This window comes from Stutzerimonas nitrititolerans (assembly GCF_003696285.1).
In the GTDB taxonomy this organism is placed as follows: Bacteria; Pseudomonadota; Gammaproteobacteria; order Pseudomonadales; family Pseudomonadaceae; genus Stutzerimonas; species Stutzerimonas nitrititolerans.
This window is the reverse complement of record NZ_RFFL01000003.1, coordinates 61,124-72,737: the sequence shown is the minus strand read 5'-3', so window position 1 is coordinate 72,737 and position 11,614 is coordinate 61,124. Positions and strand designations below refer to the sequence as shown.

The window sequence follows — 11,614 nt, the reverse complement described above, 5'->3', positions numbered from 1 at the left end:
GCACATTGGCGTGCCGCGCAGACGAGGGCGGGTGCCGCGGTGAAACAGGCAACGAACGTGCTGTACGGACAGGTGACGGTGGTCGTGGCCATCGTTTTCGGTGCTGTTTGGACCGCCACCCAATGGACGGCCCTTGCACTCGATTACCAGCCACGACTGGGAGCGGCCTGGTTCGAACTGTCCGGCACGCCGATCTATCATCCCTGGCGCCTGTTCGAGTGGTGGTTCGCCTATGGTGCCTACGCACCGGAGGTCTTCGACACCGCCGGCCTGATCGCCGTGTCCGGCAGCGCACTTGCCGTGCTGGTCGCGATCAGCATGGCGCTATGGCGTGCACGTCAGTCCCGTTGCGTCACCACCTATGGCTCGGCCCGCTGGGCCGGCGCTGCGGAAGTACGCAAGGCCGGTCTCACTGCAGCTTCCGGCGTTTTCCTCGGCCGCTTCGAAAAGAGCTACCTGCGGCACGCCGGCCCCGAGCACGTGCTGGCATTCGCCCCAACACGTTCCGGCAAGGGTGTCGGCCTGGTGGTACCCACCCTCCTCTCCTGGCCGGCCTCGGCGGTCATTCATGATATCAAGGGCGAGAACTGGAGCCTGACCGCCGGCTGGCGTTCGCGGTTCTCGCACTGCCTGCTGTTCAACCCGACCGATCCGGCTTCGGCGGCCTACAACCCCCTGCTCGAGGTGCGCCGCGGCGTCCACGAAGTCCGCGACGTGCAGAATATCGCCGATATTCTGGTCGACCCGGAGGGCGCGCTCGAACGACGCAACCATTGGGAGAAGACCAGCCACGCCCTGCTGGTCGGTGCCATCCTGCACGTGCTGTATGCCGGCAGCGACAAGACGCTCGGGGGCGTGGCCGGCTTCCTGTCCGACCCGGGCTCCACCTTCGAGCTGACCCTGCATCGAATGATGACCACTCGGCATCTCGGTGACGCACCGCACCCGGTCGTTGCGTCGGCAGCGCGCGAGGTCCTCAACAAGAGCGAGAACGAACGATCCGGCGTGCTCTCCACCGCCATGTCGTTTCTGGGGCTGTACCGCGACCCGACGGTTGCGCAGGTGACATCGCGCTGCGACTGGCGCATTGCCGACCTCATTTCGGCGCTCCGCCCGGTCTCGCTGTACCTGGTGGTCCCACCATCGGATATCAGTCGTACCAAGCCGCTGATCCGTCTGATCCTGAACCAGATTGGCCGGCGCCTGACCGAGTCGCTGGACGGCGCGGACGGCATCGAGCGCAGGCACAGGCTGCTGCTGATGCTCGACGAGTTCCCCGCCTTGGGTCGGCTGGATTTCTTCGAATCGGCGCTCGCCTTCATGGCCGGCTACGGCCTGCGCGCCTTCCTCATCTCGCAGTCGCTCAACCAGATCGACAAGGCCTACGGCCAGAACCACTCGATCCTGGACAACTGCCATGTGCGCATTACCTTCGCCACCAACGACGAACGCACGGCCAGGCGCATTTCCGAAACGCTGGGCACGGCCACCGAGCTGCGCGCCCAGCGCAACTATGCCGGCCACCGCCTGGCGCCCTGGCTGGGTCATCTGATGGTGTCCCGCCAGGAGACGGCCCGCGCGCTGCTGACGCCTGGCGAGGTCATGCAGCTTCCGGCCGACCAGGCCATCGTGATGCTCTCGGGTCACCCGCCGATTCGTGCGGACAAGCTTCGCTACTACGAAGATGCCAACTTCACGCAGCGGTTGCTTCCCGCCCCATCGCCCGTCCCGGGGCGCTACTGCGACGCCCCACCCGCCCGGTCCGACGACTGGACCGGTCTCATGGTGCCGCCCCCCCGCGTCTGCCCCTCGCCAGAGGGTGGAACGGAACAGCCTGCGCCGGACGGCGGTCCCGCCCTTGAGGCCGAGTGGCCGCTTCCGGCCGAGCAGCCTTCATCCCGCCCTGTTGCCAGCGACCTCGCCCTGCTGGATGACGACGAAGAGGCCCCACTGCCTGTTTCACATGGTCTGTGCAGCACCGAGCCCGCGCGCCTCGCCTCGCTTGACCCTGACGACGGGATTTTCCTATGAGCCGAGCACGCCTGAACCTGTTCATCGAGCCCGAGCATGCCCGGCGGCTGAACGAGCTGGCCATCAAGAAAGGGGTCTCAAAGTCATCGATCGTGGCGGTCGCATTGGCCTCCTGGCTGTCGGCCACCTCGGGCGAGCAGCGTGACACCGCCACGGCCAAGCGCCTGGACAGGCTGTCGCGGCAGTTCGAGCGGCTGGAGCGCGACCAGAACATCCTGATCGAGACCGTGGCGCTGTACGTACGCTACTACCTGACGGTCAGCACGCCCGTTCCCGAGGCCCACCAGGAAGCCGCCAGGGCCCAGGGCCGGGTTCGCTTCTCGCAGTTCATCGAGCAGCTGGGGCGACGGGTGCAGAAAGGTCGTCATCTGCTCGACGAGGTCTGCATGGAGGCGTCCGTCGAGCCTTCGACGCCTGCAGACGGGACCGAACGGGAGGCGCCTCAATGACAGCGCTTCCCGCCCTCTCCCGCGCCACCGCGCCGGACCGTCGCGCGCGGATGCTGCGCACGGCCATGGGCCCGCTGATCGCAGGCGCACTGGATGATCCGGACGTGCTGGAGATCATGCTCAACCCCGACGGGCAGCTATGGGTCGACAGGCTTTCCTCGGGGCGTGCACCGCTCGGAACGCTGAGTGCGTCCGATGGCGAGCGCATCATCCGCCTGGTAGCCGCTCATGTCGGGAGTGAAGTACATCGCTCGCGGCCCCTGCTGAGCGCCGAGCTTCCGGAAACCGGCGAACGCTTCGAGGGTGTGCTGCCTCCGGTATCGGTGACCCCGGCCTTTGCGCTGCGAAAGCGCGCCAGGCGGGTGATCACCCTCGAGCAATACGAGCGCGACGGCATCCTCACGCCAGCGCAGGCCCGGTTGCTGCGCCAGGCCGTGCATGACCGCCTGAACGTCCTCGTCGCCGGAAGCACCAGCAGCGGCAAGACGACCCTGGCCAATGCACTGCTCGCCGAAATCGCCGATACCGGCGACCGGGTGCTCGTGCTCGAGGATACCGTCGAACTGCAATGCGCTGCGCGGGACCAGGTCAGCCTGCGCACCCATGCCGGCGTCGCGACCCTGGCGGATCTCGTGCGCAGCACCCTGCGCCTGCGGCCCGATCGCATCGTCGTCGGGGAGGTCCGCGGCGCGGAGGCACTGGACCTGATCAAGGCCTGGGGGACTGGGCACCCCGGCGGCATCGCCACCATCCATGCCGGCTCCTGCCAGGGTGCGTTGCTTCGCCTGGAGCAGTTGATCCTCGAGGTCGCGCTGGCCGCGCCGCGATCGCTGATAGCCGAGACGGTGAACCTCATCGTGTTCCTCGCCGGCCGTGGCCGCAAGCGGCGCGTGCGGCAGATTGTCCGGGTCGTCGGCCACGACGCACAGGGATACCGACTGATGCCGGTCGCCCCTGCCCCCTCGTCCCTCGCCGTTACCCCTGGAGTCCAGCCATGACCCGCCGTTCTTCCGCGTCGAGCCGACCCCTGTCATTGCGCGCCGCGGGGCTTGCCCTTTCGTGGACCGTTACGCTACCCGCACTTGCCGCCGGCTCCGGCATGCCCTGGGAGGGTCCGCTGCAGTCGATCCTCGACTCGGTGCAGGGACCGGTCGCGAAGATCATTGCGGTGATCATCATCATCGCCACGGGTCTGGCGCTTGCCTTCGGCGACACCAGCGGCGGCTTTCGCAAGCTCATCCAGATCGTGTTCGGCCTGTCGATCGCCTTCGCCGCCTCCTCCTTCTTCCTCAGCTTCTTCAGTTTCGCAGGCGGAGCGGTGATCGCATGAGCCACTCAGAACCGCACCTGCCGGGATTCGAACTGCCCCTGCACTGCTCGCTCAGCGAACCCCTCCTGCTGGGCGGTGCGCCACGCAGCGTAGCCATCCTCAACGGGACCGTCGCCGCCGTGGTCGGGCTGGGCCTGCAGTTGTGGTTGCCGGGCCTCGCGCTGTGGCTGGCCGGCCACGCGCTGGCCGTCTGGGGGGCGCGGCTGGATCCGCAGTTCATGCAGGTGTTCGCCCGCCACATCAAGTACCCCTCGCTGCTGGACGTGTAGGGGCCAATCCATGCTGAATCTTCGCGAATACCGAACCCAGCCCGCCCGACTGGCCGACTGGCTGCCCTGGGCCGGGCTCGTTGCGCCAGGGGTGGTGCTCAACAAGGACGGTTCCTTCCAGCGCACCCTGCGCTATCGTGGTCCCGACCTGGACAGTGCCACCGAGGCCGAGCTGGTCGCCACCACGGCGCGTCTTAACAACGCGTTGCGCCGTCTCGGTTCGGGATGGATGCTGCACATCGAGGCCGATCGCCAGCTCGCCACACAGTATCCGGCAAGCAGGTTTCCGGAGCCCCTGTCCTGGCTCGTCGACGAGGAGCGCCGCGCCACCTTCGCGGCCACCGACAGCCACTTCGAGAGCCGCTATCACCTGACGCTGGTGTACCTGCCCCGGGAGGAGGCTCATGCGCGCGCAGCCGGCCTGCTGTATGCGGACAAACCCCGACACGGCGTGGACTGGCGCCAGCAGCTTTCGGACTACATCGCCCAAACCGATCGCTTCCAAGACCTGCTCGCAGGCGCGATGCCCGAAGCCGGCTGGCTCGACGACGGCCAGACCCTGTCCTACCTGCACGCTACGGTCTCGACCGACCGTCAATCGGTAGCGGTGCCCCAGGTGCCCTTCCATCTGGATGCGCTGCTGGCCGACCGGGCGCTCACGACGGGGCTGTCACCCATGCTGGGCGACCAGCAGCTGCGCGTCATATCGGTTCGCGGCTTCCCGGCAGCCACCTGGCCGGGTGTACTCGATGAGCTGAACCGGCTGGGCATCGCCTATCGCTGGTCGACCCGCTTCATCTGCATGGACAAGGACGAGGCGCTGGCCGAACTGACGCGGCTGCGCCGCCAGTGGTTCGCCAAGCGCAAGGGCGTGATGGCCCTGCTGCGCGAAACGATCTTCCAGCAGGAGAGCCCACTGGTCGACAGCGATGCCGCCAATAAGGCCTCCGACGCCGATGCGGCCCTGCAGGAGCTGGGTGCCGACCAGGCCGCCTTCGGGTACGTGACCGCCACCGTCACCGTGTTGGATGAGGACGTGCGGCGCGCGGACGAGAAGCGGCGGCTGGTGGAGCGGACCATCCAGGCGCGGGGCCTCGTCACCATCGCCGAACAGCTCAACGCGGTCGAGGCCTGGCTGTCCTCCATTCCGGGCAACGCCTACGCGAACGTGCGGCAGCCGATCCTCTCCACCCTCAACCTCGCGCACCTGATGCCCGTCTCCGCGGTCTGGGCCGGCCCCGCCCGCAATGCCCATCTCGACGGCCCTCCCCTGATGGTCACCCGCACCGAGGGCGCCACGCCCTTTCGACTGGTCACCCATGTCGGTGATGTCGGCCATACCCTGGTGGCGGGGCCGACGGGCATGGGCAAATCCGTGCTGCTGGCCATCCTGGCCATGCAGTTTCGCCGCTATCCCGGCTCCCGCCTGCTGATCTTCGACATGGGTCGCTCGTTGCGCGCCACGACCCTTGGGCTGGGCGGCGAACACCACGATCTGGGACGCGACGGCGCCATCGCCTTCCAGCCTCTGGCGCAGCTCGATCGCGAGGACCAGCGCACCTGGGCGAGCGAATGGATTCAGGCGCGCCTGCTACACGAGGGCGTCACCCTGGACCCCGAACAGAAGACTGCCATCTGGACGGCGCTGCAGAGCCTTGCCGGCGCGCCTGTGGCGCAGCGCACCCTGACGGGCTTCACGGTGCTGCTGCAGGACACCTATCTGCGCGAGGCACTGCAGCCCTACGTGCTGGGCGGCACCCATGGCCGGCTGCTGGATGCCGACGAGGAGCGCCTGGGAGTAGCGGACGTGCAGTGCTTCGAGATGGAGGAACTGATGCCGAGCAAGACCGCGGTCGCCGCCGTGCTCGGCTACCTGTTCCACCGCTTCGAGGCACGCTTCGATGGATCGCCGACGCTGCTGATCCTGGACGAAGCCTGGCTGTTTCTCGACGAGCCGCAGTTTGCGGCGCGCATCCGGCAATGGCTGAAGACGCTGCGCAAGAAGAACGTCTCGGTCGTGTTCTCCACCCAGTCGCTGGCCGACATCCAGGCCTCGAGCATCGCACCCGCCGTCATCGAGAGCTGCCCAACCCGGATCCTGCTCCCCAACCCCCAGGCGCAGGAGCCGCAAGTTGGCGACCTATACCGATCCTTCGGTCTCAATCCCCGGCAGATCGAGATCATTGCCCAGGCCACGCCCAAGCGCGATTACTACTTTCAGTCCCGCCAGGGCAACCGGCTGTTCGAGCTGGACCTGGGGCCCGTCGCACTGGCCTTCGCGGCGGCGGCCGGCCCCGCCGATCAGCAGCGCCTCGACCGGCTGCTCGGCGATCACGGTCACACCGGCTTCGCCGGCGCCTGGCTGCGGGACCGGGGACTGGACTGGGCCGCCGAGCTGCTCGCGACGCATCACCACGTGCAGGCGAGCCAGCCATGAATCGATCCACCATAGCTCTGGCGCCGACATTGCTCGTGCTCGGCCTGATGCTGTTCGGTCGCGCCGAAGCCATGACGGTGATCGATCCGACCAACCTGATTCAGAACAGCCTGACCGCGGTGCGCACGCTGGAGATGACCAACAACCAGCTCAGCCAGCTGCAGAACGAGACGCGGATGCTGCTGAACCAGGCACGCCACCTGGCCTCGCTCGACTACAACGTCATCAGCCGGCTGAGCCAGTCGATCACCCGCAGCGAGCAGCTGCTCGCCCAGGCGCAGGGACTGGCGTACGAGGTGACACGCCTCGACCGGGAGTTCGCCCAGCTGTATCCGGAACAGTACGCCCAGACCGTCACCGGGGCGCACCTGGCACGGCAGAGGCTTGAGCGCTGGAGCCAGCAGCGCCACGGCCTGCATACGGCGCTGCGCGTGCAGGGCCAAGTGGCGCAGAACCTGGATATGGACCAGAGCGTACTGACCGAGCTGGTCGCCCAGAGCCAGTCGGCCGTGGGCGCGCTACAGGCCAGCCAGGCCACCAACCAGCTCCTGGCGCTGCAGGCCAAGCAGGCGATCCAGGCCCAGCAGATGGCACTCACGCAGAACCGGGCCATGGCCCTCGAGCAGGCCCGGCAGGTTGCCGACGAACGGGAAGCACGGGAGCAGCGCCGACGCTTCATGGGCAGCGGCACGCCCTACACGCCACGCCCTGTCAGGCTGTTCGGGCCATGAAGCGTCGGCTGTTCATCGGCGGCGTCGTGGCTACGGGCCTGCTCCTGGGCGCCTGCGAGCGGCGCGAGCCGCAACCGCACGCCCACCAACGGCCCCATCTATCGACGGCGCAGCAGCGCTTCTTCGCCGGACAGGCGCGACCGGGTGAATTTCTTACGCTGCAGAGCCTGCCTCCGGTCCCGGCAAGCTTCGAGGAGCCCCAGCGATGAACGATGTCGGGGTGATCGATCGCTTCCTGGAAGTGTTCTCGCTGTACATCGATTCGGGCTTCGGCCTGCTGGGTCCCGAGGTCGCCTTCCTGTCGGCCACGCTCGTGGTGATCGACATGACGCTGGCGGGCCTGCTCTGGGCAACGGCGGGTGACGACGTCATCGGCAAGCTGCTCAGGAAGACGCTCTACGTGGGCGCCTTCGCCTTCATCATTGGCCACTTCAACTGGCTCGCCGAGGTGATTTTCAGCTCCTTTGCCGGACTGGGCCTGCTGGCCTCCGGATCATCGCTGACGCACGAGCAGTTCCTCCAGCCGGGTCGGCTCGCCGCAATCGGCATCGACGCCGGTCGCCCGCTGCTCGAGCACATCGGCAGCCTGACCGGGATCACCAAGACGGTCAGCAACCTGGACAGCATCGTGGTGCTGTTCCTGGCCTGGCTGGTGGTGCTCGTCAGCTTCTTCATCCTGGCAATCCAGCTCTTCGTCACGCTCATCGAGTTCAAGCTCACCACCCTGGCCGGCTTCGTCCTGGTGCCCTTCGCCCTCTGGAACAGAACCGCCTTTCTCGCCGAGAAGGTCCTCGGCAACGTGGTGTCGTCCGGCATCAAGATCCTGGTGCTCGCCGTGATCGTGGGCATCGGCAGCAGCCTGTTCGGGGAATTCCTGGCCGCCCCCGAGGAGCCTACGATCGACCATGCCCTGGCCACGATGCTGGCGGCCCTGGCGATGCTCGGGCTGGGCATCTTCGGGCCCGGCATCGCCTCGGGCCTGGTCTCGGGCGCGCCGCAGCTGGGTGCCGGTGCTGCAGCCGGCACGTCGCTGGGCGTGGCCGGCATGGCGGCCGGTGCGGCAGCGGTGGCCACCGGCATCGGCGGTGCCGCCCTGGCCGGGGGACGCATGGCGTCTCGCGGCACAGGCCTGGCCCGGACCTCCCTGGCCGGCGACCTACCCGGCGCGGCGATCGCGACCGGCTCGCCACCTGCCGGCAGTGCGTCTGCCGCCGCCACGTCAAACGCGGCGACCGCACAGCCGGCCTGGGCCAGGCAGCTACAACGCCGACAGCAGCTGGCCCAGGCGACCTCGACCGTCGCCCATGCGCTTCGCGGCGGTGACGGCAGTGGCTCCGCCCCCGGTCCCCGACTCCAGGATCCATCCGACGCTTGAAGGAGACACACATGCGTTTCAGACGCGCCCGGGTTCGCTACTCGCAAACCCCATCCCCCGCCACCCCGTACCAGGCCGCCGGCCAGATCTGGGATGAACGGCTGGGTACCAGTCGGGTCCAGGCCAGCAACTGGCGCCTGATGGCGTTCGGCTGCCTGGGCCTGGCGCTGCTGATGGCCGCAGGCCTGGTCTGGCGATCGGCACAGTCGCTGGTGACGCCCTACGTGGTGGAGGTCGATAGCCAGGGGCAGGTACGCGCAGTGGGCGAAGCCGCCAGCGACTATCAGCCCACCGATGCGCAGATCGCCCATCATCTGGCGCGCTTCATCGGCCTGGTGCGTGCCTTGCCCATCGATCCGGTAGTGGTACGGCAGAACTGGCTGCAGGCCTACCAGTACACCACCGACCGGGGTGCCGCGACGCTCAACGAGTACGCCCGCCGCGACGATCCCTTCGCCCGGGTCGGCAAGGAGTCGGTGTCGGTCGAGGTCAGCAGTGTGGTGCGCGCCAGCGACAGTTCCTTCCAGGTGCGCTGGGACGAACGCCACTACACCAATGGCGCGAGTGCCGGCCTCGAGCGCTGGACAGCAGTGCTCTCCATCGTGCTGAAGCCGCCGCACACCGAGGAACGGCTTCGCAGCAACCCGCTGGGCCTGTATGTCAACGGCCTGTCGTGGAGCCGAGAACTGGACACTACGCAACGAGCCAGGCAGCCATGAAAACCATTGCCCAACTGTACGCCTGCCCGCTTCTGATTGCAGTCCTCTGCGGCTGCTCCAGCCGGAGCGCCCCGCCGCCGGTGGTCGCCCTGGACGAACCGATTGCGGCCCAGCGTCTGCCCGAAACCCCCAAGCCCATCGAGGTGGTGACGATACCGCAACCCCTGGCGCTGCCCGCCCAGCTCAAGCCCGTTCCCGCGCGCAGGCCGGTACTCAAGCCCGGCGACGAGCGCGCCCGTGTCACCGGTGCGAACCGCGACGCCCGCGTCGCCCCCGACCCTGAAGGCTTCATCAATGCGATCCAGGTCTGGCCCTACTCCGAGGGGGCGCTGTACCAGGTGTACACCCGTCCCGGTCGGGTGACCGCGATCAACCTGCAGACCGGCGAGGAGCTGGTGGCGGTCGCCGCCGGCGATACCGTGCGCTGGATCGTCGGCGACACGTCCAGCGGCAGCGGCGATGCCTCAAAGACCAGCGTGCTGGTCAAGCCGACCCGCCGAGACCTTCAGACCAACCTGCTTATCACCACCACGCGCCGCACCTACCTGATCGAGCTGACTTCGACCGAGCAGGCCTGGATGGCGTCGGTGTCCTGGGACTATCCGCACGATCGCCTGCTGGCCCTGCAGCAGCATGCGGCCTCGGCAAGTGCAGCGGCGCCGGTCGATACCGGACTGAACCTGGAACGGTTGCGCTTTCGCTACGCAATCAGTGGCGGCAACCCGGCCTGGAAGCCGCTGCGGGCCTTCGACGACGGGCGCAAGGTGTACATCCAGTTTCCGGCGGGTATCGCCCAGGGCGAGCTTCCGCCGCTGTTCGTGATCGGCCCGGAAGGCGACGGCCAACTGGTCAACTACCGCTTCCGCTCGCCCTACTACATCGTCGACCGCCTTTTCGGAGCCGCCGAGCTGCGCCTGGGTGCGGACCGTGGCGACATGGTGCGAGTCGAACGCACCGATGGCCTGGCACGCAGGCCGTGAACGTGAACACAGCCGACACCCCGAACAGCGAAGGCTCGACACCACTGCCCAAGGTGGCGCCGGAGTCGCTCGAGCTGCGGGCCCGCCCTCGGCGAGTCACCCGCCTCAATCCCAGGATGCTGACCGTGCTCGCAGGCGGGCTTGCCACGGCCGTGCTGGCTGCCCTGCTCTGGTCACTGCAGCCCCAGCGCCGCCAGGACAACTCGCCAGGCGAGCTGTACAACATCGAGCGCATCACGCGCTCCGAAGCGCTGGAGCAACTACCGTCGGACTACTCCCAGGTGCCTCCGCCCCCTCCAGAGGTGCCCCAGCTGGGCCCGCCGCTGCCCGGCGACCTGGGCGGCGCCATACTCAAGACCGAGCAGCGGCTCCAGAACCCACACGATCCGCTCGCCGGGTCCGACCTCGCCGAGGCCGAACGCCTGGCCAGGCTCGAGGAAGCCGAGGCCGCCGCGCTGTCTCCGGTGCTCTTCCGCTCGGTTGGCATCGGGAGTACAAACGCGCCGAAGCCTGGCCAAAATCGGGCAGGTCATAGGGAAGCGGGCGCCATGGACGCCGGGTCCGCATCGAATGCCGACGTATTCGCTGACGCTACGGCATCCGCAGCGCGGCAAGATGGAAATGAAGTGTTTCCCAGTAAATCCGCAAATACTCCGAACAGTGTTTCCGGATTCGTGCAAATGCCCGCATCGCCCTACCAGGTCATGGCCGGCACCGTGATTGCGGCGGCGCTGGTGACCGGAATCCAATCGGACCTGCCAGGAGATGTCATCGCCACGGTGACCGAACCTGTCTATGACAGCGCGACGGGCGAGCATGAGTTGATCCCGCAAGGCTCACGTCTGCTGGGGCGCTACAACAGCCAGGTCAGTTACGGGCAGCGGCGCGTGCAGATTGTGTGGCAGCGGGTGATCCTCCCCGACACCTCGTCATTTGCGCTGGATAACCTGGCGGGCAGCGATGCGGCCGGTCATGCCGGCCTGGAAGATGGGGTTGACTGGCACTGGGATCGCATCGTCGCCGGCGCTGCCATGACCAGCCTGCTGGGTATCGGCGCTGAACTGGCGTCCCCTTCCAACCGCGGCGACGGCGACCGAATCATCATCGCCGGACGCGACAGCCTGCAGGATACGGTGAACCAGGTCGGCCAGGAGATGACCCGACGCAATCTGGATATCAAGCCAACGCTCACGCAGCGTCCCGGGCTGCCCCTTCGCGTGATCGTCAATCGCGACCTGGTGTTGCGCCCTTTCCACTGATCTTTCAGTCACTGGGACAAGCCAGACCCGGGCA

General features: G+C 67.6%; 12 protein-coding genes. All 12 read left to right on the top strand.

The window, feature by feature from the left end:
- Positions 1-39: 39 nt before the first annotated feature.
- The 12 genes from EA795_RS04350 to EA795_RS04295 are packed head-to-tail and all read left to right on the top strand — an operon-like array spanning position 40 to position 11,580.
- Entirely contained in the window at positions 40-2,031 is a 1,992-nt protein-coding gene (locus tag EA795_RS04350; protein WP_122075759.1) for a conjugal transfer protein TraG, read from the top strand.
- Positions 2,028-2,480 carry a CopG family transcriptional regulator gene (locus EA795_RS04345; RefSeq protein WP_122075757.1) on the top strand — a complete coding sequence of 151 codons (453 nt, stop codon included), beginning with the start codon at positions 2,028-2,030 and terminating at the stop codon, positions 2,478-2,480. The genes EA795_RS04350 and EA795_RS04345 overlap by 4 nt, the downstream gene beginning before the upstream one ends.
- Complete coding sequence (gene trbB, locus EA795_RS04340) at positions 2,477-3,478, top strand: P-type conjugative transfer ATPase TrbB (RefSeq protein WP_205891466.1); 1,002 nt, start codon at positions 2,477-2,479, stop codon at positions 3,476-3,478. The genes EA795_RS04345 and trbB overlap by 4 nt, the downstream gene beginning before the upstream one ends.
- Positions 3,475-3,810, top strand: a complete 336-nt coding sequence (locus EA795_RS04335) for a TrbC/VirB2 family type IV secretion system protein (protein WP_122075755.1) — start codon at positions 3,475-3,477, stop codon at positions 3,808-3,810. Before trbB ends, EA795_RS04335 begins: the two co-directional genes overlap by 4 nt.
- Positions 3,807-4,079, top strand: a complete 273-nt coding sequence (locus EA795_RS04330) for a VirB3 family type IV secretion system protein (protein ID WP_014853030.1) — start codon at positions 3,807-3,809, stop codon at positions 4,077-4,079. Before EA795_RS04335 ends, EA795_RS04330 begins: the two co-directional genes overlap by 4 nt.
- Before the next feature lie 10 nt (positions 4,080-4,089).
- Complete coding sequence (gene trbE / locus EA795_RS04325; RefSeq protein WP_122075753.1) at positions 4,090-6,516, top strand: conjugal transfer protein TrbE; 2,427 nt, start codon at positions 4,090-4,092, stop codon at positions 6,514-6,516.
- Positions 6,513-7,247: a P-type conjugative transfer protein TrbJ gene (trbJ, locus tag EA795_RS04320; RefSeq protein WP_122075751.1), complete on the top strand. Its 735-nt coding sequence runs from the start codon at positions 6,513-6,515 to the stop codon at positions 7,245-7,247. The genes trbE and trbJ overlap by 4 nt, the downstream gene beginning before the upstream one ends.
- Entirely contained in the window at positions 7,244-7,456 is a 213-nt protein-coding gene (locus EA795_RS04315; protein ID WP_122075749.1) for a hypothetical protein, read from the top strand. Before trbJ ends, EA795_RS04315 begins: the two co-directional genes overlap by 4 nt.
- Positions 7,453-8,622 carry a P-type conjugative transfer protein TrbL gene (gene trbL, locus EA795_RS04310; RefSeq protein WP_122075747.1) on the top strand — a complete coding sequence of 390 codons (1,170 nt, stop codon included), beginning with the start codon at positions 7,453-7,455 and terminating at the stop codon, positions 8,620-8,622. The genes EA795_RS04315 and trbL overlap by 4 nt, the downstream gene beginning before the upstream one ends.
- Before the next feature lie 11 nt (positions 8,623-8,633).
- Positions 8,634-9,341, top strand: coding sequence for a conjugal transfer protein TrbF (trbF, locus tag EA795_RS04305; RefSeq protein ID WP_122075745.1), 708 nt, complete (start codon positions 8,634-8,636; stop codon positions 9,339-9,341).
- Complete coding sequence (gene trbG, locus EA795_RS04300) at positions 9,338-10,321, top strand: P-type conjugative transfer protein TrbG (protein WP_122075743.1); 984 nt, start codon at positions 9,338-9,340, stop codon at positions 10,319-10,321. Before trbF ends, trbG begins: the two co-directional genes overlap by 4 nt.
- A gap of 2 nt (positions 10,322-10,323) precedes the next feature.
- Positions 10,324-11,580 (top strand): TraB/TrbI/VirB10 family type IV secretion system protein, encoded by a 1,257-nt coding sequence (locus EA795_RS04295; RefSeq protein WP_432813938.1) that lies wholly within the window; start codon positions 10,324-10,326, stop codon positions 11,578-11,580.
- The last annotated feature ends 34 nt before the right edge of the window (positions 11,581-11,614 follow it).